The organism is Pseudomonas sp. S09G 359, assembly GCF_002843605.1.
Lineage (GTDB): Bacteria > Pseudomonadota > Gammaproteobacteria > Pseudomonadales > Pseudomonadaceae > Aquipseudomonas.
Genome location: NZ_CP025263.1, coordinates 5,445,571 through 5,470,169 on the forward strand (window position 1 = coordinate 5,445,571; position 24,599 = coordinate 5,470,169).

Below are 24,599 nucleotides of genomic sequence, written 5' to 3' on the forward strand. Positions count from 1 at the left end.
CGCGCCCATGAAACCGACCCGTCTGCTGTTGACCTGGCTGGGCGTGCTACTGGGCTTAAGCATTCTGCTCGGCGCCGTGGCAGCGTTGCAGTTCAAGGTGCCCGACACCTTGCATTCCGTGGCGTGGGGTTTGCTCCTGGCGCTGTTACTGCTGGCCTTGCTGGACGCCCTGCGCCTGCAGCGCCGCCCGTCCCCGCGCGTACAACGGCAGATGCCCGGCAGTCTGGCCCTGGGCCGCTGGGGTGAAGTACGCCTGGTCCTGGAACATGACTACCCACAGCCACTGGCAGTGCAGGTTTTCGATCACGTTCCAGACGGGCTGACGGTAGAGAACATGCCCCAGTCCATCGAGCTGCGCCCTGGTGAGCGAAGTGAGCTGGGGTATCGCCTTCGCCCGCTGCGGCGCGGGCACTTCAGTTTCACCCGTTGCGAAATCCACCTGCCCAGCCCCATGGGCTTATGGTCGGCACGGCGGTTTATCGAAGTCAGCGATGCGACCCGCGTTTACCCGGATTTCGCCCGGCTGTATGGCGCTCAGCTGCTGGGCGTGGATAACTGGCTGAGCCAGTTGGGGGTGCGGCAACACCAACGACGGGGGCTGGGGCTGGAGTTTCATCAACTACGCGAGTTTCGTGAGGGTGACAGCCTGCGGCAGATAGACTGGAAGGCTACCGCACGGCAACGTACACCGATTGCCCGCGAATACCAGGATGAGCGCGACCAACAGATCGTGTTCATGCTTGATTGCGGCCGACGCATGCGCAGCCAGGATGGCGAGCTGTCGCATTTTGACCACGCCCTTAACGCGTGCCTGCTGCTCAGCTATGTCGCCTTGCGCCAGGGTGATGCAGTGGGGTTGTGTACCTTTGCTGCGGACCAGCCACGCTACCTGGCCCCCGTAAAGGGCAGCAGCCAACTGAACCTGTTGCTCAATTCGGTATACGACCTGGACAGCACCCGGCGAACGGCCGATTACGAGGCGGCGGCAAGCCAGCTGCTGGCCCGGCAAAAACGTCGGGCATTGGTGATTGTGGTCACCAACCTGAGAGATGAGGACGATGAAGCGTTGCTGGCTGCCGTCAAGCGCATCAGTCGCCAGCACCGGGTACTGGTGGCCAGTTTGCGCGAGGACGTGCTCGACCAATTACGCCAACACCCCGTACAAACGCTATCGGAAGCTCTGGCCTATAGCGGCACCGTCGATTACCTCAATACCCGAGACGAACTGCATGACCGCTTGAACGCCCACGGCCTGTCGGTGCTGGACACTTCGCCAGCTGACTTGGGCGCAGCTTTGGTCACGCGTTACCTGGGGTGGAAGAAGGCCGGTGTACTCTAAACAAGGCGCGCTGAAAAAAAGCGCGCGCGACCACAGCCGGGGCAATAACGCCCGAGCCGGGTCGACAGCGCGCTGAACCTAGGCCGAAGCCTGTAAGGGATCGAAACTGAAGTAATTCAACAACACGTTAATCAGTTGCCCATACGCCTCGGACGCCTGAAGCACGCTGAACCCGGAATCGTAATGTTGCGGGTTGATATCCTCGTGGCTCCACAGACAGGTGGCCGTGAGGTCGATGGCATGGAAGGTGCCGTCCGCCGCAGGAATTTTTAAACGCAGCTCGAAGTCCACGTCCACCATCATGGGCAACTGGCTGATTAACATCAGCCCGTCTTCCGAGACATTCCCCAGAAACCCAATGGGTTTATCGGTGAGACGGTTAAACACCTGCAAGAAATAAGGTAACTGATGCCGCTCGATCCGTCGGTCGGTAAACATGGTGAGATCGCCATCCTGTGGCCATGACTCTGGCCTTGCCAGTGATTCGGAACGAACAAAAACCGCTCGCCCTCCCCGGACCTCGGTATGACAACAGGCACGCCTTTGTCACCAGACAGCCGCCGAGTCCAGGCCCCGCATTCATTCAAGTGGAAACTTGTACAAATGAATATTCAAAGGATAGCCCAAGACTGGCGACGGGCCAGTTATCAAATGACGAATGTCATTATAAAGATGCAGGACGCGGCTGGGCGACGCTGGCGCCAGGGTAATGCCCCAGTTGTTGCAGCGTGTCCAGCCTTGCGCGAGCACGATAGGCATACTCACTCGACGGGTACTGATTGATAATGAATTGATAGGTCTGCACTGCGTCGACGAACAGCTTCTGGCGTTCCAGGCACTGCCCGCGCAACATCGAGACCTCTGGCTGTACGTATCGGCGGGTACGGCTTTCGCGATCTACCTGGGACAATTCCAGGGTGACACGCTCGCAATCGCCGACCTTGTACGCGCGATAGGCGTTGTTCAAATGGTGGTCCATAGACCAACGGGTGCAGCCGACAACACTGACGGCCAGGGCAGCAATGAGCAAAATTCGCATGAGGGTTCTCCTGTCTTGTGCAGTGTATCGACCCCGCGTCGAAAATCTTCAAGGTTGTTGGTCTATTCAGCATCTGAGAAAACAAGCCGATCGTCGATAAGTAGTGCAAACGAACAATGACTACAACGAAAGAGCATAGTAGCCTTCCTCAGCGCTTGAACTCAGGAGTCTGTGCATGTCCGTCCGTCGTACCAAAATCGTCGCCACCCTTGGCCCGGCCAGCAACTCGCCGGAAGTCCTCGAACAGCTGATTCTGGCTGGTTTGGACGTTGCCCGTCTGAACTTCTCCCACGGCACCCCGGACGAGCACAAGGCTCGCGCCAAGCTGGTGCGTGACCTGGCCGCCAAGCATGGCCGCTTCGTGGCATTGCTGGGTGACCTGCAAGGCCCGAAAATCCGTATCGCCAAATTTGCCAACAAGCGAATCGAGCTGAAGATCGGTGACACGTTCACGTTCTCCACCAGCCACCCGCTGACCGAAGGCAACCAACAAGTAGTGGGTATCGACTACCCGGACCTGGTCAAGGATTGCGGCGTCGGTGACGAACTGCTGCTGGACGACGGCCGCGTGGTCATGCGCGTCGACACCGCGACCCCGACCGAGCTGCATTGCACCGTGATCATCGGCGGCCCGCTGTCCGACCACAAAGGCATCAACCGTCGCGGCGGTGGCCTGACGGCGCCGGCCCTGACTGAAAAAGACAAGGCCGACATCAAGCTCGCCGCCGAAATGGAAGTGGACTACCTCGCCGTGTCCTTCCCGCGCGACGCCGCCGACATGGAATATGCCCGTAAACTGCGCGACGAAGCCGGCGGCACCGCCTGGCTGGTGGCTAAGATCGAACGCGCCGAAGCCGTGGCCGATGACGAAACCCTCGACGGCCTGATCAAGGCTTCCGACGCCGTGATGGTTGCCCGTGGCGACCTGGGCGTGGAAATCGGCGACGCCGAGCTGATCGGTATCCAGAAAAAAATCATCCTGCACGCACGCCGCCACAACAAGGCCGTCATCGTGGCGACCCAGATGATGGAGTCGATGATCCAGAACCCGATGCCGACCCGTGCCGAAGTGTCCGACGTGGCCAACGCCGTGCTCGACTACACCGACGCCGTGATGCTCTCGGCTGAAAGTGCTGCAGGCCCTTACCCGCTGGAAGCAGTGCAAGCCATGGCACGTATTTGCATCGGCGCCGAAAAGCACCCGACCAGCAAAACCTCCAGCCACCGCATCGGCAAAGAGTTCGAAAGCTGCGACCAGAGCATCGCCCTGGCGGCCATGTATACCGCTAACCACTTCCCGGGTGTGAAAGCGATCATCGCCTTGACTGAAAGTGGTTACACGCCGTTGATCATGTCGCGTATCCGTTCCTCGGTGCCGATCTACGCGTTCTCCCCGCACCGCGAAACCCAGGCCCGCGCGGCCATGTTCCGTGGCGTGTACACCGTACCGTTCGATCCGGCCTCGTTGCCGCCGCACGAAGTCAGCCAGGCGGCCATCGACGAACTGGTCAAGCGTGGCGTTGTGGAGAAAGGCGACTGGGTCATCCTGACCAAGGGCGACAGCTACCACACCATCGGCGGTACCAACGGCATGAAGATCCTGCACGTTGGCGACCCAATGGTCTGATTGATTCGCTGAAAAACAAAAGCCCCGCCATGTGAATGGCGGGGCTTTTTGTATTGCAGATTGGCTTTGGTACTGGCTTCACTGGCCTCTTCGCGAGCAAGCCCGCTCCCCCCATTCGACCGCGTTTCTTCAGGATGTACGCAGTTAAATGTGGGAGCGGGCTTGCTCGCGAAGACGTCCGACCAGCCAACGCTCATTCATCACCGAGTGATAAAAGCCGACAACGCCGCAATCGCTTCCGGTGATTTCAAGCGCTGAGTAAACAGAGCGCCCTCCTCTTCGATCACCTTGCGCAGTTGCTCGCGATCAACACTTTTCATCAATTGCTTGGTGACCTGCACCGCCGCTGGCGCCAGGTGCTCAAAGCGCTCGGCCACTTCCCGCGCCCTGGCCAGCGCCGCTTCGCCGCTGCCCAACGCCTCTGTGGCAATCCCCCACGCCGCCGCCTGCTCACCGCTGAAACCCTCGCCCAGCAGTAACAGTTCAGCCGCTTTCGCGTGCCCCAGCAGGCGCGGCAGGATCAGGCTCGAACCAAACTCCGGGCACAGCCCCAGGTTGACGAACGGCATGCGCAGGCGCGCATCGCGGCTGATATAGACCAGGTCGCAATGCAGCAGCAGCGTCGTGCCGATGCCCACCGCCGCTCCTGCGACGGCAGCGATCACCGGCTTGCGGCAATTAAGCAGGCTTTGCATGAAGTGAAACGGTGGGCTGTCGAGGTCGGTGGGGGGCTGTTCAAGGAAGTCGCCGATGTCGTTGCCGGCGGTAAAGCAGTCGCTGCTGCCCTGGATCAGCACCGAGCGCACGCCTGCATCCGCATCGGCCTGCTCCAGGGCCTCGGCCAGTTGCGTGTACATGGCGCGGGTCAGGGCGTTTTTCTTGTCGGGGCGATTAAGCTGCAGGGTCAGCACCCCGCGTTCGCGTTGCTGCAGGATGGCGTCGGTCATGGCGAGTCTCGCGGTGGTGGAATTCAGCGCTCAACCACGGGGCACAAACACATCGGCCAGCAGTTGATTACGCGGCAGTCCTGCCAGGAACAGGCGCTTGGCGAACGCCTCAACGCTGACGGGGTGCCCGCAGAGTAAAGCCAGAGTTTGCCGTGAAACAAGCCGCAGTTGCGCCAATGCCTGGGCCAACTGCGCCTCGGTCCACAGCTCCACCGACAGGTTGGGATGCTGCGCAGCCAGCGCCGCCAGGGGCTCGGCCAGGTAATGGCCGCTGGCATCATGGGCCAGGTGAATCACGCGGATGGCGGCTTGGTGATCCTGGCGCAGCGCTTCGCGCAATACCCCCCACAACGGGCCCAGCCCGGTGCCGGAAGCCAGCAGCCAGAGTGGCCGGGATTGCCAATCGGGATCGTATTGCAGCGCGCCGCCGCGCAATTCGCCCAGCCGCAATGGATCCCCGACCTGCAGTTGGCGGGCGATGTCGCTGAATTCACCCGGCTGACGGCAATCGATATGAAACTCCAGAAACGGCTCTTCCTGCGGCAAGCTGGCCAGGGAGTACGGGCGCGCCACCTGCCCCGCCCACACCACCAGGTGCTGTCCGGCCCGATAGCGCAGGCCACGCTCCGGTTGCAGGCGCAGACGCAGCACCGTCGAGTTCAGCCAGTCGGCACCGACTACCCGAGCCGGCAAGCCGTCACGCAACGGGTCAAACGCCTCGACGTGCAGATCACCACTCACCTGGCACTGGCAAGCCAGGCGCCAGCCCTGCTGGCGTTGCGCCGGGCTCAGGGCATCGGGTTGTTGGTCCTCGACGTCGCCCTGGCAACGTACCAGGCAGGCATGGCAGCTGCCGGCGCGGCAACTGTAGGGCACGGCCACACCCGCCTGGTTCAAGGCATCCAGCAGGTTGCTGCCGGTGGCGACCGACCAGTGGCGTTCGCCGACGTGCAGTTCAGGCATATAAAGGCTCAAGCAGTGTGAAGATCGCTAACCATACCGCGACCGGCCTTTTTGTGGGAGCGGGCTTGCTCGCGAAGGCGGTGTGTCCGCCGACCTACAGGGTGGCTGATACTCCGCCTTCGCGAGCAAGCCCGCTCCCACCTTTGGCCTGCATTCACACCCATCAGAGTTTGACCATAGTCGGGTGTATCGGCCACCGCGTCGGGTTATACTGCCGCGCCTTTTTAGCGTCGCGCCAACAATACTTGCTCTTCTTGGCGACGCGCCTTGGAAAGGTGGCTTCAGCCGACCGATGCACTTCACTGAAGCCACCTTTATTGAATGTTCCCTTATAGAGGAGCGCGACTCATGACCGTGATCAAGCAAGACGACCTGATTCAGAGCGTTGCCGACGCCCTGCAATTCATTTCCTACTACCACCCCGTTGACTTCATCCAGGCCATGCACGAAGCCTACCTGCGCGAAGAATCGCCGGCAGCCCGTGACTCCATCGCCCAGATCCTGATCAACTCGCGCATGTGCGCCACCGGCCATCGCCCGATCTGCCAGGACACCGGTATCGTTACCGTGTTCGTGCGCGTGGGCATGGACGTACGTTGGGATGGCGCCACCATGGGCCTGGACGACATGATCAACGAAGGCGTGCGTCGCGCCTACAACCTTCCGGAAAACGTCCTGCGCGCATCCATCCTGGCCGACCCGGCCGGCGCGCGTAAAAACACCAAGGACAACACCCCGGCCGTGATCCACTACTCCATCGTCCCGGGTAACACCGTGGAAGTGGACGTGGCGGCCAAGGGCGGCGGTTCCGAGAACAAGTCGAAAATGGCCATGCTCAACCCGTCCGACTCGATCGTCGACTGGGTGCTCAAGACCGTTCCGACCATGGGCGCCGGCTGGTGCCCACCGGGCATGCTCGGCATCGGCATCGGCGGCACTGCCGAGAAAGCGGCGGTGATGGCCAAGGAAGTGTTGATGGAATCCATCGACATCCATGAGCTGAAAAAACGCGGCCCGCAGAACCGTATCGAAGAGATGCGCCTGGAGCTGTTCGAGAAGGTCAACCAACTGGGCATCGGCGCCCAGGGCCTGGGTGGCCTGACCACCGTGCTCGACGTGAAGATCATGGACTACCCGACCCACGCCGCCTCCCTGCCGGTGTGCATGATCCCGAACTGCGCCGCCACCCGTCACGCGCACTTCGTGCTCGACGGCTCGGGCCCGGCGTCGCTGGAAGCGCCACCGCTGGACGCCTACCCGGAAATCGTCTGGGAAGCCGGCCCGTCGGCCCGTCGCGTCAACCTCGACACCCTGACCCCGGAAGAAGTGCAGAGCTGGAAGCCGGGCGAAACCGTGTTGCTCAACGGCAAGATGCTCACCGGTCGCGACGCCGCGCATAAGCGCATGGTCGAGATGCTGAACAAGGGCGAAACCCTGCCGGTGGACCTCAAGGGTCGCTTTATCTACTACGTCGGCCCGGTTGATCCGGTGCGCGAAGAAGTGGTTGGCCCGGCTGGCCCGACCACCGCCACGCGGATGGACAAGTTCACCCGCCAGATCCTCGAGCAAACCGGCCTGCTGGGCATGATCGGCAAATCCGAGCGCGGCCCTACCGCCATCGAAGCGATCAAGGACCACAAAGCCGTGTACCTGATGGCCGTGGGCGGCGCTGCCTACCTGGTGGCGCAAGCCATCAAGAAGTCGCGCGTGGTGGCCTTCGCCGAGCTGGGCATGGAAGCAATCTACGAGTTCGACGTGAAAGACATGCCGGTCACCGTCGCGGTGGACAGCAAGGGCGAATCCGTACACATCACCGGTCCTGCCATCTGGCAGAAAAAGATCAGTGAAAGCCTGGCGGTAGAAGTGCAGTAAGCACCCTCCCGCAAGGAGAAAGGCGACTGCGGCCCACGGCCCAGTCGCCTTTTTTATGGCCCGACAACGCTCTCATGTGGGAGGGGGCTTGCCCCCGATTGCAGTGGGCCAGTTACCCATGCATTCACTGGCACTCCGTCATCGGGGGCAAGCCCCCTCCCACACAAGCTCACTCGCCACAAGACCCAGGCAGCACATGGTATGGTGCTCCCCCCTAATTGCAGCTGTTCATATCCGTATGATCGCGATCCCTCGCCCCCTGCGCCTGACCTTCTATTCCCTGCTGATCATCGCCGGTGCCGTGCTGGCCGCCGCCTTGGCCACCCGCCATGCCGAGCGCCAGGCCCTGGTGGACGACGCCGCCCGCGCCAACCAGCAGCTTGCGCTGTACGCCAACTCGCTGCATACCCTGATCGAACGCTACCGTGCCCTGCCCGCCGTACTGGCGCTGGACTCGGAAATGATCAGCGCCTTGAAGGGCCCGCTGGATGCCACCACCCAGGATCTGCTCAACCGCAAGCTGGAGCGCATCAATGGCGCCGCACAGTCTTCCACCCTGGAATTGATGGACCGCACCGGCCTGGCCGTGGCCGCCAGCAACTGGGCCTTGCCGAGCAGCTATGTCGGGCACAACTACGCGTTCCGACCGTACTTCATCCAAACCAAGAGCCAGGGCACCGGCCGGTTCTACGCCGTGGGGGTGACCACCGGCATTCCGGGTTACTTCCTCTCCAGCGCAGTGGTGGATGAACACGAGCAGTTCCTCGGCGCCATGGTGGTAAAGCTGGAGTTCCCCGAACTTGAGCGCGAATGGGCGCAAGGCAATGACCTGCTGCTGGTCAGCGACGCGCGCGGCATTGTGTTTATCGCCAACCAGCCCGGCTGGCGCTACCGCAACCTGCGGCCGCTGTCGGAGACCGACCTGGCCGAGGTCAGGGCCACCCGCCAATACGACAAGAAACAATTGCAGCCGCTCGAGACTCAACAGCTGCAACGCTTCGACGAAAACAGCCACCTGATGCGCGTCAACGGCCCCGATGGCAATGCCAATTACATCTGGGAATCCCTGCCACTCAAGGCCGAAGGTTGGACCCTGCACCTGCTGCGCAAACCGCAGTTCGCCTTTGAAGACCAACGCAACGCCGGCCTGGCCGCCGCCGGTTCCTGGCTGGCGCTGGTGTTTTTGCTGCTGTTCCTCACCCAACGCTGGCGCCTGGCCCGTTTGCGCCAGCGCAGCCGCGAGGAGCTTGAGCAGTTGGTCGAGGAACGCACCCAGGCCCTGCGCACCGCTCAGGACGGCCTGGTGCAGTCAGCCAAGCTGGCGGCGTTGGGGCAGATGTCCGCCGCCCTCGCCCATGAAATCAACCAGCCGCTGACGGCCCAGCGCATGCAGCTGGCGACCCTGCGCCTGCTGCTGGACCACGGTCGTGTGGACGACGCCTACCAGGCGCTCACGCCGCTGGACGATATGCTCACGCGCATGGCCGCGCTCACCGGCCATCTCAAGACCTTCGCGCGCAAGAGCCCGAGCGGCCTGCGCGAAAGGCTCGACCTGGCCACCGTGGTCGACCAGTCCCTGCACCTGCTGGATGCGCGCCTGCGCGATGAAGCCATCGGCGTGGTCCTCGACCTGGCCCGCCCGGCCTGGGTGCGGGGCGATGCGATCCGCCTCGAACAGGTGTTGATCAACCTGTTGCGCAACGCGCTCGACGCAATGGCCGACAAGCCGCGCAAACGCCTGGAAATCCGCCTGCACGCCGACCAACAACTGTGGCAACTGACCGTCAGCGACAGCGGCGGCGGGATTGCCGACGAACACCTGAACAGCGTGTTCGACCCGTTCTTCACCACCAAGCCGGTGGGTGACGGGCTCGGCCTGGGACTGGCGGTGTCCTACGCTATCGTGCATGAACTGGGTGGCCGCCTGAGCGCCGGCAACCGTGGCGACGGCGCGGTGTTTACCCTGACCTTGCCTATCGCGCTGGAGACGCCCGACCTATGTTGAACGCGGTGATTGTGGTCGATGACGAAGCCAGCATTCGCACGGCCGTCGAGCAATGGTTGAGCCTGTCCGGGTTTGATGTGCAGCTGTTCAGCCGCGCCGAGGAATGCCTGGCGAAACTGCCCAAGGACTTTCCGGGCGTGATCCTCAGCGACGTGCGCATGCCCGGGCTCAGTGGCCTGGAGCTGCTGGCCGAAGTGCAACGGCGTGACGCCGACGTGCCGGTGATCCTGCTGACCGGTCACGGCGACGTGCCGATGGCCGTCGAAGCCATGCGCGACGGCGCCTACGATTTCCTGGAAAAACCCTTCAGCCCCGACGCCCTGCTCAACAGCCTGCGCCGCGCCTTGGACAAACGCGGGCTGATCCTCGAAAACCGTCGCCTGCACCAACAGGCCGACCATCGTGCGCAATTGGAAAACAGCCTGCTGGGCGTCTCTCGTGGCTTACAGAACCTGCGCCGCCAGGTGCTGGACCTGGCGAGCTTGCCGGTCAACGTGCTGATCCGTGGTGAAACCGGCAGCGGCAAGGAATTGGTCGCGCGCTGCCTGCATGATTTTGGCCCGCGGGCGAAAAAACCCTTTGTAGCGCTCAACTGCGCGGCCATCCCCGAGCAGCTGTTTGAAGCCGAGCTGTTCGGCCACGAAAGCGGCGCGTTCACCGGCGCCCAGGGCAAGCGCATCGGCAAGCTGGAATACGCGCATGGCGGCACGCTGTTCCTCGATGAAATTGAAAGCATGCCCCTGGCTCAGCAGGTAAAGCTGTTGCGGGTGCTTCAGGAACAGAAGCTGGAGCGGCTGGGGTCCAATCAAAGTATTCAGGTGGATTTGCGCATCATCGCCGCCACCAAACCGGACTTGCTGGAAGAAGCCCGCGCCGGGCGTTTTCGCGAGGACCTGGCGTATCGATTGAATGTCGCGCAGCTACGCCTGCCGCCCCTGCGCGAACGCCGTGAAGATATCCCGCTGCTGTTCGACCACTTCGCACAAAGCGCCGCCGAACGCCTGGGCCGCAGCGTTGAGCCGCTGAGCGGCGCGCAACTGGGACGCCTGCTCAGCCACGACTGGCCCGGCAATGTGCGTGAACTGGCCAACGTCGCCGAACGCCAGGTGCTGGGCCTTAGCGAGCCGGAGACGGAGCCGGAGGGCATCGAGGCCGGGCAATCCCTGGCCGCACAGCAGGAAGCCTTCGAGGCGCATTGCCTGAAAGCCGCGCTGACCCGGCACAAAGGCGACATCAAGGCAGTGCTGGCCGAGCTGCAACTGCCGCGGCGTACCTTCAATGAAAAGATGCAGCGGCATGGGTTGGTGCGGGAGATGTTTCTCTAGCGACCTTCAGGCCGCCATCGGGGGCAAGCCCCCTCCCACATTTCGATGGGTGAACACAGTCAAATGTGGGAGCGGGCTTGCCCGCGATGGCGGCAGCAGCCATAAGCGGATTTCCGCTCACCACCCTCAAACCATCAGCGACTTTCCGCTCAGAAAAATCCGTAAACCCTTCTAGACCGGGCCTTCACCTACCTGGCACAGCTCCTGCTATAGCCCCAGTCAGGCTGCGCACGCGCCGCTCCATAAAAACAACTAGATGAAGGATCCTTCAATGGATAACTCCAACACCTTGCCTCTGGGGTCGGCGGCTGCGCCGGCGAAAGAACGCACCACCTCCAGCCGGATCAAATCGATTTTCAGCGGCTCCGTCGGCAACATGGTCGAATGGTACGACTGGTACGTCTACGCCGCCTTCTCGCTGTACTTCGCCAAGGCCTTCTTTCCTGCAGGCTCCTCCACCGCCCAGTTGATGAACACCGCCGCGATCTTTGCCGTGGGTTTCATCATGCGCCCGATCGGTGGCTGGTTGATGGGTATGTACGCCGACTACAAAGGCCGCAAGGCCGCGTTGATGGCCTCGGTGCTGCTGATGTGCTTCGGCTCATTGCTGATTGCCCTGACCCCGGGCTACGACACCATCGGCATCGGCGCACCGATCCTGCTGGTGCTCGCACGCTTGCTGCAAGGCCTGTCGGTCGGCGGTGAGTACGGCACCTCGGCCACCTACTTGAGTGAAATGGCGACCAAGGAACGTCGTGGTTTCTTCTCCAGCTTCCAGTACGTGACCCTGATCTCCGGCCAGCTCATCGCCCTGGCGGTATTGATCGTGCTGCAACAAGTGCTGACCACCGAGCAGCTGTATGCCTGGGGCTGGCGTATCCCGTTCGCCATCGGCGCCCTGTGCGCAGTCGTCGCGCTGTACCTGCGTCGCGGCATGGAAGAAACCGAGTCGTTCACCAAGAAGGAAAAAGCCAAGGAAAGCGCGATGCGCACCTTGCTGCGTCACCCCAAGGAAGTCCTCACCGTGGTCGGCCTGACCATGGGCGGTACCCTGGCCTTCTATACCTACACCACCTACATGCAGAAATACCTGGTGAACACCGTCGGCATGAGCATCTCCGACTCCACCACCATTTCGGCGGCGACGCTGTTTCTGTTCATGTGCATACAGCCCCTGGTCGGTGCACTGTCGGACAAGGTCGGTCGTCGGCCGATCCTGATCGCCTTCGGTATCCTCGGCACGCTCTGCACCGTACCGATCCTCACCACCCTGCACACCATCCAGACCTGGTGGGGCGCGTTCTTCCTGATCATGGCAGCGCTGATCATCGTGAGCGGCTACACCTCGATCAACGCGGTGGTGAAGGCCGAACTGTTCCCAACCGAAATCCGCGCCCTGGGCGTAGGCCTGCCGTATGCACTGACCGTATCGATTTTCGGCGGCACCGCTGAATACATCGCGCTGTGGTTCAAGAGCATCGGCATGGAAACCGGCTACTACTGGTACGTGACCGCATGCATCGCGGTGTCGCTGGTGGTCTACGTGACCATGAAAGACACCCGCAAGCACTCACGGATTACCACGGACTAACAGCTTGATGCAGTAAAAATGTGGGAGCGGGCTTGCTCGCGAAAGCGGTGGATCAGTCACCCTATCCGGTGACTGAGACTGCGCATTCGCGAGCAAGCCCGCTCCCACATTTAGTTGTTTATCGTCTGTCTGAATGAGGTCAGCTCAGCTCGGCGTCCTGACGCCCATACCGCCGCTGCGCATAACTCGCCCCCGCAATCATCACCACCAACACCCCCGCCAACACTGCCGATGAACCGATGGTGCCAAAATCCAACCCACCCTTTTCATGGGGCTTGGTCAGGAAATCGCCCAGGGTCGCGCCGAAAGGCCTGGTGAGTACAAACGCCAGCCAGAACAACAGCACGCCCGAGATTTGCGTGAAGTACTTAAGCGCCACCACCAGTGCAATGGTGCAACCGATCAGCAGCGCCCCGCCGGCAAAACCCAACCCCGAGTCGTCCGCCAGGAAGTCACCCAAGGCCGTACCCAGGGTGTTGGAGAACAGGATCGCGCCCCAGTAAAACAGCTCGCCTCGCGGCGTCTGCACGTTGCTCACGTTCAGCGAATCACCGCTCAGGTGCCACAACGCAAAGATGATCATCAGGATCACGATCAGGATCATCGACCCCTCGGCGTAACCCAGGCCCAGCGTGCGGTCCATAAAGTCCGACATCGTCGTGCCGGCGGTGCTGGTGGACAGGATCACGATCCAGTACAGCACCGGGTTGTAGGTTTTCGAGCGCAGTTGCGTCAGCAAGGTCAGCAGAAACACGCTGATCAGGATCATCGAACTGATGGCATAGCCGACATCCAGGGTCATCGAGAGCAAGTCCCCGGCGGTTTCGCCCAGGGTGGTTGCGCAAATTTTCATGACCCAGAACGCCAGGGTGATCTGAGGAAGTTTGTTCATGCGTGAGAAGGCTCCGAAGCTCAGTCTTTCAATGGCCGACTGCTGGGGTGCCGACCTTGGGCGCAGACTGAACGGGAAGCTGTGAAAATTAGGTGGCCGATGAATGAAAATTCCATGCCGCCGATGGAAATTCACCGCCATGGCTTGCACTATGACTGCCTTCCCGACACCGCAGCAGGAACCCCGGCATGCCTGACGATATCCACTTCTACGAACCCGCCAACGGCCACGGCCTGCCCCATGACCCGTTCAATGCCATCGTCGGGCCGCGCCCGATCGGCTGGATTTCGTCACACGACAGCGAGGGCCGCCTGAACCTGGCGCCCTACAGCTTCTTCAATGCGTTCAACTACATTCCGCCGATCATTGGGTTTTCCAGCGTCGGGCGTAAAGACAGCCTGAACAATATCGAACAGACCGGCGAGTTCGTGTGGAACCTGGCCACCCGGCCGTTGGCCGAGCAGATGAACCAGAGTTGCGCGGCGGTATCCCCCGAGGTCAACGAATTCGAGCTGTCAGGCCTGACGCCGGTGGCATCGAAAATCGTCGGCGTACCGCGGGTGGGCGAAAGCCCGGTGTCGTTCGAGTGCAAGGTGACGCAGATCATCCAGTTGCAGCGCGCCGACCAGCAGTTGGTGCCGAGTTGGCTGGTGCTGGGCGAGGTGGTCGCGGTGCATATTGCCAAGTGGTTGCTCAAGGATGGCGTCTACGATACCGCGGCCGCCGAGCCGATCCTGCGGGGTGGTGGGCCGGCGGATTACTTCCAGTTGGGGCCTGAGGCGCTGTTCAAGATGTATCGCCCAGGTGCCACAAAACCCTGACTGAATGTAATGTGGGAGGGGGCAAGCCCCCTCCCACATTTTTAGTTCGAGGCAGTTGCCCAAGTCAGCTGACCTTCCTCGTCCACACCCACCAGGCACTCAAGCTGCAGCGTCGCGGCATCGTCGGCGTCGGAGGCGGTCTTGAAGGTTTGTCCATCCAGTATCTTGTGAAACTGCGGGGCGCCCATGCCATCCAGAGCCTTGACGGCGACGGCGGCGCTGTAGCCCCCCTCACCCGGTACTACGGCGGAAACGGCTTCGTGGTGGGCAAATTGTTTACGTGCCATGTTGCAGGTCCTGGCCAATGAGAAAGGCGGCCATTCTACCCCTCAACCGGCCAGTTGCAGGTACTCGCCGTAGGCATGGGCGGCGGATGCGTCGGTGAAGGTCTGGAAGTCCATGCTGCGGACCACCATGTCATTCAACAGCTCGGTGAAGATCATCAGGGCCGGCGAGTTGAAGTAAGCGCTCATCGCCTGCTCGCTGCTCCAGAAACCCGAGACCAGCCATACATCGGGGTCGACCTGGGAATGCTGCAACGAAAATTGCAGGCAACCCTGAGCCTGACGGCCCGGTTCAATCAAACTGCTCAAGCGTGCACCCAGTTCGGTGCTGCACCCGGTGCGGGCGCGGATAAAGGCCATATGGCTCGCGGGAATGGGGGTGGACATGTTCGACTCTCCCGTTGAGAAGTGATGCTCGGCAAGCACTGTGAGGGTGTGTTGCCACAGGATCAAAGATAACGGCGCGACCGTGGGCGCAGTTAGTCAATTCCTGCCGGCTTATTGCACAATCCTGCGAGAAGCGTAGAGAGGACGTTTGGCGAGCCGGTTTTATTCCACGAGCAAACGCCTTATTTCAGTGAGATGACAGGCCTTTAGCTTGCCTGATTCACGATGTGTCGCAGGATCAGGCAAGGATTGTGCAGAATCGACGTAACACTATTTGAACAGCCGCCGCTAAGCTACGCCCATCGTAAAAGCACGCAGAGGACGCCCCATGTCGTCGCCCGAACATCACGCCATGCCCCTTGATGCTGATATGGAACGACAGCGCGAAGAGCTCGCCTGCATTGTCTGCCGGCACACCTGGGAAGACGGTTCCTACGGCACAGCGATCACCTCACTGTTCCTGAATCGCCACAACGCGCCGCGCGACTTCATGCCGGTGCTGGTGGAGCCCGCGCTGTGCATCCTGGCCCATGGCCGCAAGGAAGTGCGCCTGGCGGATGAGGTGTTTGCCTACGACCCGCTCAACTACCTGGTGTTTTCGGTGGCGATGCCGGTGGCAGGCCGGATCATCGAAGCCACCCCGGATGACCCCAACCTGTCGGTGCGGATCAATATCGACCCGGCGCAGCTGACGGCCTTGATCGCAGAAGCCGGCCCAATGGGCGTGCCGTCACGGCCAACTTCCCGTGGGATGTACGTCGACCGCATCGACACCCAGTTGCTCGACGCCGTGCTGCGCCTGGCGCGCCTGCTGGATTCGCCGAAAGACATCGCCATGCTGGCGCCGTTGATCAACCGGGAAATTCTCTATCGCTTGTTGCGTGGGCCGCAGGGTTATCGCCTGTATGAAATTGCTGTGGCCAACAGCCAGAGCCATCGGGTCAGCCAGGCGATCAAGTGGTTGAACGGCAACTACGAACAACCCTTGCGTATCGATGACCTGGCCAAGGAAGTGAACCTCAGCGTTTCGACCTTGCACCACCGCTTCAAGGCAATCACCGCGATGAGTCCGCTGCAGTACCAGAAGCAGCTGCGCCTGCAGGAGGCTCGGCGCCTGATGATTGCCGAAGGGCTGGAAGCCTCGGCGGCGGGGTATCGGGTGGGGTATGAAAGCCCGTCGCAGTTCAGCCGCGAGTACAGCCGGTTGTTTGGGGCGCCGCCGCTGAGGGATTTGGCCAGGTTGCGCCAAAGCGTCTGATCCAAGCGCAGGGCTAAGGTGGGAGCGGGCTTGCTCGCGAATGCGGTATTTCAGCTACCGAGTTTGGTGACTGACACTTTGCATTCGCGAGCAAGCCCGCTCCCACATTGGGCCCGCATGCATTCAGTCTAATCCGCGTGGTAGCTGCAAGGTGACCCGCAACCCACCCTCGCGCAGGTTCTGCAAACTCACTTCGCCGCCATGGCTGTGGGCGATGTTGCGCGCAATCCCCAACCCCAGCCCATAACCCTGCTGCTGCCCGGCCAGGCGAAAGTGCGGCTCGAACACCTGCTCCAAACGCTGTTCCGGCACGCCAGGCCCTTCGTCATCCACATGCAGGACGAATTCCGCACCATCGTCTTCGATGTGCAAATGCGCGTTCTGCCCGTACTTCAAGGCGTTGTCGATCAGGTTGCCGATGCAACGCTTAAGCGCCAGCGGCTTGCCCGGGTAGGCCGCCAATGCCGCGCCATTCAGGGTCACGCGGCCGTTGCCGTTAGGCGCCACATACGGCTCCACCAGGCATTCGAGCACATGGTTGAGGTCGACCGGCTGGATGTTTTCGTGGATGTCGGTGTCTTTCACGCATTGCAGCGCGCCTTTCACCAGCAGCTCCAGCTCATCCAAGTCACGGCCGAATTTGGTTTGCAGGTTCTCGTCTTCGAGCAATTCCACGCGCAGGCGCAGGCGGGTGATGGGGGTGCGCAAGTCGTGGGAAATTGCGCTGAACAACTGGCTACGCTCGGTCAGGTAGCGGCTGATGCGTTCGCGCATGGCATTGAACGCGCGGCCTACTTCCACCACTTCGCTGCCGCCGCCTTCGGCCACCGGCTCCACATCCGCGCCCAAGGACATGTCCCGCGCCGCCCGCGCCAGGCGCTTGAGCGGCCGGCTTTGCCAGTGCACCAGCAGGCCGATGAACAGCAGCAGAAAGCCGCTGGTCAGCACGATAAACCACACCTGCTGGGACGGCAGGCCTTGTTCTTCCAGGCTGGTGTAGGGCTCGGGCAGCAGCGAGGCGATGTACAGCCATTCCCCCGGTGCAAGCTGGATCTGGGTCACCAGCACCGGCGGGTTCACCGGCTCCAGGGTCAGCGCGTAGTGCGCCCAGGAGCGTGGCAGTTCATCGAGCTTGAGACCGGCATTGAAGATGCGCAGGTCTTCGGCGCTGACGAACTCCACCGAGATATGCACATCGGCGCCGAGGGTCTGGCGCAACACTTCATCCACGGCCACCAGCACCGCCTGTTTGCGCGGGGTCTGCGGCAGTATCTCCATGTCCAGGGGGCGGTCATTGAGGGTCACCACAAACCGCGTGCCGCCCATACTGCGCAACTGGTCGAGAACCAACGGCCGATAGGCCACCGGCAACGAACGGAAATAACTCACACTGGCGGTCATCGAATGCGCCAGGCTGCGGGCACTGGTGACCAGGCCTTCGAGCTGGGTGGCGCGCAATTGCGAGACCCAGATCACGCTGGACAGCGCTTGGGCGAACAGCACCGCCAGCAGGGTCAGCAGCAGCATGCGCCCCAGCAGCGAGCGCGGCACCGGGAAGCGGCGGCGGCGCTCGATCAGGTGTTCAGTGGGCATTGCCGGCAACCACGCTGGCTGCCAGCTGATAACCACTGCCGCGTACGGTGCGGATCAGCTTCGGGGGTTTTTCGGTATCGCGCAGGCGTTGCCGCAGGCGGCTCACGGCCATGTCGACGATACGGTCCAGCGGCATCAGGTCACGGCCACGGGTGGCGTTGCCGATAGTGTCGCGGTCGAGAATCTGTTGGGGGTGGTCGAGAAACAACTTGAGCAGCGCAAAGTCGGCACCGGAAAGGATCACCTCTTCACCGTCCACGTGAAACAGCCGGTGGCTGATCATGTCCAGGCGCCATTCACCGAACACCAACACGTCGCCACCGCCGCTGCGCTCCTGGCCAAACTGGCAGCGACGCAACAGGGCCTTGATCCGCGCCTGCAGCTCGCGCGGGCTGAACGGCTTGCCGATATAGTCGTCGGCCCCCAGCTCCAGGCCGATCACACGGTCGGCCTCGTCGGAACTGGCGGTGAGCATGATGATCGGCACCTGCGCCTGGCGCGGGTGCTGGCGGATCCAGCGGCAAAGGCTGAAACCGTCTTCGTCCGGCAACATCACATCCAGGATAACCAGGTCGCACGGCGCCTCGTTCATCGCCTGGCGGAACCCCGCGCCATCCGGCACGCCACGCACCTGGAAACCGGCGCGACTGAGGTAGGTTTGCAGCAATTCGCGGATTTCCTGGTCGTCATCGACGAGGAGAATCGATTTACTGATTACGCTCACGGGGTCCTCCTTGTTGTTATGGGGGGTTCTTGAGGGCCCTATCGGGGCAAGTCGAATCGTCGCACCGCCCCTCCCACAATTTGAAATGCATTCCAATGTGGGAGCGGGCTTGCTCGCGAAGGGGCCCTCAGCCCTTACGCAAAAGCCTGCTCGAGCGCAACGCCAGCCCCGGTCAGCCCGGAATACGGCGCGGTCACCAACCACACCGGAATACCCTTGAAGTAGTCGCTCATGCAGCCCTTGTCACTGAAGCTCTTGGCAAAGCCGCTGTTGATAAAGAAGTCGGCAAACCTCGGAATCACCCCGCCCACGATATACACACCACCGCGTCCACCGGTGGTCAGCACGTTATTGCCGGCTACCCGGCCCAGCCAGATGCTGAACTGGTCCAATACTTCCATGGCGATCGGGTCACCGGCCAGGCCTGCCGCCGTAATGGCTTCGGGCGTGTCCAACACCGGCACATGCCCGTCCACGGCACAGATCGCCCGGTACAGACGCGGCAAGCCGCCACCGCTCAAGGCGGTTTCGGCGCTGACGTGGCCGATTTCAGTGTAGATGTGCTGCCACAGCTGGGTTTCACGCGGGCTGCTCAGGGGCAGGTCGACATGCCCGCCCTCCCCCGGCAACGCCGCATAACGGCCGGCGCCGAGGTCCAGCAAGGTACCGACGCCCAGGCCAGTGCCAGGGCCGATCACCACCGCGGGGCGCAACGGCTCCGGGGTGCCTGCGCAGACCACACGAAATTCGTCGGGTTGCAGGCGGGTCATGCCCAGGGCCATGGCTGAGAAGTCATTGACCAGCAGCAGCTCATCCACCTGCAAGGTCTGGCAAAAGGCGGTCTTGCTCAGGCGCCAGTGGTTGTTGGTGAATTTAAATTCATCGCCACTCACCGGCCCGGCAACTGACAGGCACACCGCGCCGATATCGCCGATTTTAAGCCCTTCTTCCTGGAGATAGACCTTGATCGCATCCTCCGGGCTTTTGTGATCCGCCGTGGCATGCACCCGAATCGACTGCAGTGCCGAATCCTGCCACAACGCAAAACGGGCGTTGGTACCCCCGATATCACCGACCAGCGCAAGTTTCACTTAAGCGTCTCCAAGGCACAGGTAAAGGCGCTGGCGCCCTGCTCTGCGGAGCTTGCGGCCAAGCGCATAAATGCAAACAGCTCGCGACCGGCCCCCACGTTATTGCCCAACAGGCCCGTGGCAGGCGTGCGCGCTGCAAATTCTTCGGCGTCCACTTTAAGCTCCAAGGTGCCCGTGACGCCATCCACGCGAATGATGTCGCCATCGCGCACGCGCGCCAGCGGCCCGCCGCTCTGGGCTTCGGGGTTCACGTGGATCGCGGCGGGGATCTTACCCGACGCGCCGGACATACGCCCGTCCGTTACCAGTGCCACTTTGAAGCCACGGTCCTGCAACACACCGAGGAACGGCGTCATCTTGTGCAGTTCGGGCATGCCATTGGAGCGCGGGCCCTGGAAGCGCATCACCGCGACAAAGTCTTTTTCCAGCTGGCCGGCCTTGAAGGCGTCGGCCAGGTCCTGTTGGTCCTGGAACACCACCGCCGGTGCTTCGACCACTTGGTGTTCAAGGGCTACCGCCGAGACTTTCATCACCCCACGGCCGAGGTTGCCTTCCATTACGCGCAAGCCGCCTTCCGGGGAGAACGCACGGGCCACCGGGCGCAGGATGGTTTCGTCGAGGCTCTCGATGGGCCCGTCGCGCCAGATCAGCTCGCCGTCGACCAGGAACGGTTCCTGGGTGTAACGGCTCAGGCCCTTGCCGGCCACGGTGTTGACGTCTTCGTGGAGCAGGCCGGCTTCGAGCAGTTCGCGGATCAGGAACGACATGCCGCCCGCCGCCTGGAAGTGGTTGATGTCCGCCTTGCCGTTTGGATACACATGAGACAGGGTCGGCACCACCTCGGAGAGGTCGGCCATGTCATCCCAGGTCAGGATGATGCCCGCCGACATGGCAATAGCCGGCATGTGCAGGGTGTGGTTGGTGGAGCCGCCGGTGGCGTTGAGGGCGATGATGGAGTTGACGATGGACTTCTCGTCGACGATCTCGCCGATCGGCGTGAAGTTGCCATTGGCCTTGGTCAGGCGGGTGACCTGGTGCGCGGCTTCGCGGGTCAGCGCATCCCGCAGCGGGGTGTACGGGTTGACGAACGAGGCGCCCGGCAAGTGCAGGCCCATCACTTCCATCAACAACTGGTTGGTGTTGGCGGTACCGTAGAAGGTGCAGGTGCCGGGGCTGTGGTAGGACTTCATCTCCGATTCCAGCAGCTCTTCGCGGGTGGCCTTGCCTTCGGCGTAGCGCTGGCGCACATCGGCTTTCTGCTTGTTGGAGATGCCCGACGGCATCGGCCCACCCGGTACGAAGATCATCGGCAGGTGGCCGTAGCGCAGCGCGCCCATCATCAGGCCCGGCACGATCTTGTCGCAGATACCCAGCATCAGCGCGGCATCGAACATATTGTGGGACAGCGCTACCGCCGTCGACATGGCAATCACTTCACGGCTGAGCAGGCTCAGCTCCATGCCCGGCTCGCCTTGGGTCACGCCATCGCACATGGCCGGGGTGCCGCCGGCGAACTGGCCGACCGAGCCGACTTCACGCAGGGCTTTCTTGATTTGTTCCGGGAAGTGCTCGTAGGGCTGGTGCGCCGAGAGCATGTCGTTATATGACGAAACAATTGCCACGTTGGCGGCATTCATCATACGCAGGCTATTTTTATCTTCAGTGCCGCAACCGGCCACGCCGTGGGCGAAGTTGGCGCATTGCAGCTTACCGCGCATCGGGCCGTCGCTGGCTGCGCCGCGAATGAGCGCAAGGTAAGCCTCGCGGGTGGCGCGGCTGCGGGCGATAAGCCGTTCGGTGACCTCAAGAACGCGGGGATGCATGTGTAGAACTCCAGGCTAACGGATGTGGCGACCCTCGTTCCTATGCCGTTCAAACGCCCGCAGCTCATGGGATGGCAGGGTGTCGTTTGAATCATCGGACCAGTTGATTCAGGTCACTCGTTGTAGATTGAACAAAATATTGCCACTAAAAAGGCTTGTTTTCTATTTTTATGCGAATAATCTTGTAATTCTTACAACAAATCGACGACAGGCACTTTCCAATGACTCTTCGTATCGCAATCAATGGTTTTGGCCGTATTGGCCGTAATGTCCTGCGCGCACTGTATACCCAAGGCTACCGCCAGGATTTGCAGATCGTCGCCATCAACGATCTGGGCGACAGTTCGATCAACGCCCACCTGCTCAAATACGACACCGTACATGGCACTTTCGACGCAGAGGTCGCCCACGATCAGGAAAGCCTGACCGTTAATGGTGACCGGATTGCCGTGAGTGCCATTCGCAACCCCGCCGACCTGCCGTGGGCGGCGCATAAGATCGACGTGGTGTTCGAATGCACCGGTCTGTTCACCGACCGTGACAAGGCTGCCGCCCATATTACCGCCGGCGCGCGCAAGGTGATCATCTCGGCACCGGCCAAAGGCGCAGACGCCACCGTGGTGTATGGCGTGAACCATGACATTCTGCGTCAATCCCACCAGATCATCTCCAACGCGTCGTGCACCACCAACTGCCTGGCGCCTGTGGCTCAGGTGCTGCACCGTGAACTGGGTATCGAAAGCGGCCTGATGACCACCATTCATGCCTACACCAACGACCAGAACCTGACCGACGTTTACCACACCGACCCGTACCGCGCGCGTTCGGCCACCCAGAACATGATCCCGAGCAAGACCGGCGCCGCAGAAGCGGTCGGCCTGGTGCTGCCGGAGCTGGCAGGCAAGCTGACCGGCATGGCGGTGCGCGTGCCGGTGATCAACGTGTCGTTGGTGGACCTCACCGTGCAGCTGAAAAAAGACGCCACGGCAGAGGAAGTCAACGCGCTGCTCAAGGAAGCCAGCCAGCACTCGAAGATCCTCGGCTACAACACCCTGCCGCTGGTTTCCAGTGACTTCAACCATAACCCGCTGTCGTCGATTTTCGATGCCAATCACACCAAGGTCAGCGGCAAGTTGCTTAAAGTGCTGGCTTGGTATGACAACGAGTGGGGCTTCTCCAACCGTATGCTGGATAACTGCCTGGCTTTGTGTAACGCCGAGTAAATCCGTTTTGTGATGAGCTTTATGTGGGAGGGGGCTTGCCCCCGATTGCAGTGTGTCAGTCACTACATTCATAACTGACCCATCGCTATCGGGGGCAAGCCCCCTCCCACATTTGACCCGTGCAAGGCCTGCAGAAATAGTTCCTTGCCATTTGTGTTGATGATAAGCATTATCATTAACTGCAAATCGGTCTGGTAGCACTGTGAGCCAATCTCGTTTCAACCAAGTCTTTCTCACCCAACGGGTGATTCTGCTTCGTACCTTGCAGCGGATGGTGAACAACCACAGCACCGCCGAGGACCTGTTGCAGGAAACCTACCTGCGCGTCACCCGTGCCCTCAGCGAGCGGCCAATCGACCACCTCGAGCCCTTCGTCTATCAAACCGCGCGCAACCTGGCGCTGGACCACCTGCGTTCGCGCAGGATCCAGGCCCGTACGCTGCAGGAAGATGTTCCGCTGGACATCCTGCAAAGCGTCGCCGCCCCCATCAGCACCCCCGAAGACGCCACCCAGGCCGAGCAATTGCTTGAGCACCTGAGTGTCAGCCTAGGGCAGTTGAGCGCCCGCCAGCAGCAGATTTTCATCCTCAGCCGCCTGCACGGTTGCAGCTACCAGGAGATTGCCGATCAGCTGGAAGTGTCCTTGAGCACCGTGCAAAAGGAACTCAAATTGATCATGGCCATCTGCGTAGGTGTGGCCGAAAGGCTGGATCGGCCTTAAGCTCCACCCGACAGATATGTCGAATCAAGCTGTAGGAAAGATGAACAGAACGTGGCCAAGACCCGAGGCACACCGTGACGGACCCGAATAAACTGCGCCCCCATGAGCTGGCTCATGAGGTGTTGCAAGACATGGCTATGGACCAAGCCCTCGACTGGCTGATCGCCTTGCAGTGCCCGCAGCCTGGGCAGCAGGCCGAGTTTGAAGCCTGGCTGGCCAGCGACCCCACCCATGTGCATGCCTTCGCCAAGGCCCAGGCTGCCTGGGGTGGCGCGCCGGTGCACAGCGCCGCCGTCGCCTTGGCCGCGCCGCGCAAGCCCAGCGCCTGGCGGCGGATCAAGCCGCATTGGAAACCGCTGGCCACCGCCGCCGTGTTGTTGATCGGCCTGTTCAGCTTCAGCAACCTGCCGGTGCGCCTGCAAGCCGACCACCTCACCGTCGTCGGCGAACGCCAGCGCCTGCAATTGGACGATGGCTCCAAGGTGCTGCTCAACACCAACTCGGCGTTTTCCAGCAGCATCAAGGACCACCAGCGCATCGCCCGCCTGTACCAGGGCGAGGCGTTTTTCGAAATTGCCCCCAGCCACGGCCTGCCCCTGGAAATCGATGCCGGCCCCGTGCGCGCCAGCGTGCGCGACACCGCCTTCGCCGTGCGCTACCTCAATGGCGAAGCCCAGGTGCAGGTACAACGCGGCGATGTCGACCTGAGCAACACCTTCGACGATGCCCGCGTACGCCTGAGCGCCGGTGAAAGTATCCGCATCGGGCCCAAGGGCTTTGGCCAACCGGCCAAGCTCAATGCCAACAAAGACCTGGCCTGGGTGCAGGGTCGGCTGATTTTCGAAAACTGCCCGATGAGCGAAGTGCTCGCCGAGCTGCGTCGCTACTACCCCGGCTGGATCGTCAACACCAACGAGCAACTCGCCAGTGTCGCCGTCACCGGCAACTACCGCCTCGACCAGCCCCTGGACGTAGTGCGCTCGCTGGCGCACATCACCTCGGCCAAGCTGTCGGAATACCCCGCGCTGGTGATTTTGAACTAAATGAGAATTATTTTTACTCGATAGCCTTCGG

At 61.7% G+C, this 24,599-nt stretch carries 22 protein-coding genes; 11 read left to right on the forward strand and 11 right to left on the reverse strand.

Going from position 1 to position 24,599, the window contains the following annotated elements; genetic code table 11:
* The first annotated feature begins 7 nt into the window (after positions 1 to 7).
* Positions 8 to 1,339 carry a DUF58 domain-containing protein gene (locus CXQ82_RS24960; protein WP_101272755.1) on the forward strand — a complete coding sequence of 444 codons (1,332 nt, stop codon included), beginning with the start codon at positions 8 to 10 and terminating at the stop codon, positions 1,337 to 1,339.
* 78 nt (positions 1,340 to 1,417) lie between these two features.
* Here CXQ82_RS24960 and CXQ82_RS24965 read toward each other — a convergent pair whose 3' ends face one another.
* Complete coding sequence (locus CXQ82_RS24965) at positions 1,418 to 1,777, reverse strand: PilZ domain-containing protein (protein WP_101272756.1); 360 nt, start codon at positions 1,775 to 1,777, stop codon at positions 1,418 to 1,420.
* A gap of 226 nt (positions 1,778 to 2,003) precedes the next feature.
* Positions 2,004 to 2,378 (reverse strand): hypothetical protein, encoded by a 375-nt coding sequence (locus CXQ82_RS24970; protein ID WP_025854787.1) that lies wholly within the window; start codon positions 2,376 to 2,378, stop codon positions 2,004 to 2,006.
* A gap of 175 nt (positions 2,379 to 2,553) precedes the next feature.
* Between CXQ82_RS24970 and pyk the strand changes: the two genes are divergently transcribed.
* On the forward strand, positions 2,554 to 4,005 hold the full coding sequence (gene pyk, locus CXQ82_RS24975) for a pyruvate kinase (protein WP_101272757.1): 1,452 nt from the start codon (positions 2,554 to 2,556) through the stop codon (positions 4,003 to 4,005).
* A 200-nt stretch (positions 4,006 to 4,205) separates the two neighbouring features.
* Here the strand turns inward: pyk and CXQ82_RS24980 are convergent, their stop codons facing one another.
* Positions 4,206 to 4,952, reverse strand: a complete 747-nt coding sequence (locus CXQ82_RS24980) for an enoyl-CoA hydratase-related protein (RefSeq protein WP_101272758.1) — start codon at positions 4,950 to 4,952, stop codon at positions 4,206 to 4,208.
* A gap of 30 nt (positions 4,953 to 4,982) precedes the next feature.
* Positions 4,983 to 5,915: an iron-sulfur-binding ferredoxin reductase gene (locus CXQ82_RS24985; RefSeq protein ID WP_101272759.1), complete on the reverse strand. Its 933-nt coding sequence runs from the start codon at positions 5,913 to 5,915 to the stop codon at positions 4,983 to 4,985.
* A gap of 348 nt (positions 5,916 to 6,263) precedes the next feature.
* Between CXQ82_RS24985 and CXQ82_RS24990 the strand changes: the two genes are divergently transcribed.
* The 4 genes from CXQ82_RS24990 (at position 6,264) to CXQ82_RS25005 (ending at position 12,708) form a co-directional block, all read left to right on the forward strand.
* A complete protein-coding gene (locus CXQ82_RS24990; RefSeq protein ID WP_010208051.1) occupies positions 6,264 to 7,787 on the forward strand; it encodes a fumarate hydratase in 1,524 nt (507 codons plus the stop codon).
* Between the two features lie 238 nt (positions 7,788 to 8,025).
* Positions 8,026 to 9,792 (forward strand): ATP-binding protein, encoded by a 1,767-nt coding sequence (locus CXQ82_RS24995; protein ID WP_101272760.1) that lies wholly within the window; start codon positions 8,026 to 8,028, stop codon positions 9,790 to 9,792.
* Positions 9,786 to 11,117: a sigma-54 dependent transcriptional regulator gene (locus CXQ82_RS25000; RefSeq protein ID WP_101272761.1), complete on the forward strand. Its 1,332-nt coding sequence runs from the start codon at positions 9,786 to 9,788 to the stop codon at positions 11,115 to 11,117. Before CXQ82_RS24995 ends, CXQ82_RS25000 begins: the two co-directional genes overlap by 7 nt.
* A 271-nt stretch (positions 11,118 to 11,388) precedes the next feature.
* Positions 11,389 to 12,708, forward strand: a complete 1,320-nt coding sequence (locus tag CXQ82_RS25005) for an MFS transporter (RefSeq protein WP_101272762.1) — start codon at positions 11,389 to 11,391, stop codon at positions 12,706 to 12,708.
* A gap of 139 nt (positions 12,709 to 12,847) precedes the next feature.
* Here CXQ82_RS25005 and CXQ82_RS25010 read toward each other — a convergent pair whose 3' ends face one another.
* Positions 12,848 to 13,600, reverse strand: a complete 753-nt coding sequence (locus CXQ82_RS25010; protein WP_101272763.1) for a hypothetical protein — start codon at positions 13,598 to 13,600, stop codon at positions 12,848 to 12,850.
* 188 nt (positions 13,601 to 13,788) lie between these two features.
* Between CXQ82_RS25010 and CXQ82_RS25015 the strand changes: the two genes are divergently transcribed.
* Entirely contained in the window at positions 13,789 to 14,421 is a 633-nt protein-coding gene (locus CXQ82_RS25015; protein ID WP_101272764.1) for a flavin reductase family protein, read from the forward strand.
* A 41-nt stretch (positions 14,422 to 14,462) separates the two neighbouring features.
* Here the strand turns inward: CXQ82_RS25015 and CXQ82_RS25020 are convergent, their stop codons facing one another.
* Together CXQ82_RS25020 and CXQ82_RS25025 are read right to left on the reverse strand one after the other, a co-directional pair.
* Positions 14,463 to 14,708 carry a hypothetical protein gene (locus CXQ82_RS25020; RefSeq protein ID WP_101272765.1) on the reverse strand — a complete coding sequence of 82 codons (246 nt, stop codon included), beginning with the start codon at positions 14,706 to 14,708 and terminating at the stop codon, positions 14,463 to 14,465.
* Between the two features lie 42 nt (positions 14,709 to 14,750).
* Positions 14,751 to 15,092, reverse strand: coding sequence for an antibiotic biosynthesis monooxygenase family protein (locus tag CXQ82_RS25025; RefSeq protein ID WP_016975490.1), 342 nt, complete (start codon positions 15,090 to 15,092; stop codon positions 14,751 to 14,753).
* Between the two features lie 328 nt (positions 15,093 to 15,420).
* Between CXQ82_RS25025 and CXQ82_RS25030 the strand changes: the two genes are divergently transcribed.
* Positions 15,421 to 16,350 carry an AraC family transcriptional regulator gene (locus CXQ82_RS25030; protein WP_101272766.1) on the forward strand — a complete coding sequence of 310 codons (930 nt, stop codon included), beginning with the start codon at positions 15,421 to 15,423 and terminating at the stop codon, positions 16,348 to 16,350.
* Between the two features lie 123 nt (positions 16,351 to 16,473).
* On the opposite strand, the gene CXQ82_RS25035 is transcribed toward CXQ82_RS25030, so the two are convergent.
* From CXQ82_RS25035 to edd, 4 genes are all read right to left on the reverse strand, one after another.
* On the reverse strand, positions 16,474 to 17,943 hold the full coding sequence (locus CXQ82_RS25035) for an ATP-binding protein (protein WP_101272767.1): 1,470 nt from the start codon (positions 17,941 to 17,943) through the stop codon (positions 16,474 to 16,476).
* On the reverse strand, positions 17,933 to 18,667 hold the full coding sequence (locus tag CXQ82_RS25040) for a response regulator (RefSeq protein WP_101272768.1): 735 nt from the start codon (positions 18,665 to 18,667) through the stop codon (positions 17,933 to 17,935). The genes CXQ82_RS25035 and CXQ82_RS25040 overlap by 11 nt, the downstream gene beginning before the upstream one ends.
* Before the next feature lie 134 nt (positions 18,668 to 18,801).
* Complete coding sequence (locus tag CXQ82_RS25045; RefSeq protein ID WP_101272769.1) at positions 18,802 to 19,758, reverse strand: glucokinase; 957 nt, start codon at positions 19,756 to 19,758, stop codon at positions 18,802 to 18,804.
* On the reverse strand, positions 19,755 to 21,581 hold the full coding sequence (gene edd, locus CXQ82_RS25050) for a phosphogluconate dehydratase (RefSeq protein ID WP_101272770.1): 1,827 nt from the start codon (positions 21,579 to 21,581) through the stop codon (positions 19,755 to 19,757). The genes CXQ82_RS25045 and edd overlap by 4 nt, the downstream gene beginning before the upstream one ends.
* A gap of 221 nt (positions 21,582 to 21,802) precedes the next feature.
* Between edd and gap the strand changes: the two genes are divergently transcribed.
* The 3 genes from gap (at position 21,803) to CXQ82_RS25065 (ending at position 24,568) form a co-directional block, all read left to right on the forward strand.
* The gene (gene gap, locus CXQ82_RS25055) at positions 21,803 to 22,804 is read left to right on the forward strand and encodes a type I glyceraldehyde-3-phosphate dehydrogenase (protein ID WP_101272771.1); all 1,002 of its coding nucleotides are present in this window, start codon (positions 21,803 to 21,805) and stop codon (positions 22,802 to 22,804) included.
* A gap of 202 nt (positions 22,805 to 23,006) precedes the next feature.
* A complete protein-coding gene (locus CXQ82_RS25060; protein WP_101272772.1) occupies positions 23,007 to 23,525 on the forward strand; it encodes an RNA polymerase sigma factor in 519 nt (172 codons plus the stop codon).
* Between the two features lie 74 nt (positions 23,526 to 23,599).
* Positions 23,600 to 24,568 carry a FecR domain-containing protein gene (locus tag CXQ82_RS25065; RefSeq protein ID WP_101272773.1) on the forward strand — a complete coding sequence of 323 codons (969 nt, stop codon included), beginning with the start codon at positions 23,600 to 23,602 and terminating at the stop codon, positions 24,566 to 24,568.
* The last annotated feature ends 31 nt before the right edge of the window (positions 24,569 to 24,599 follow it).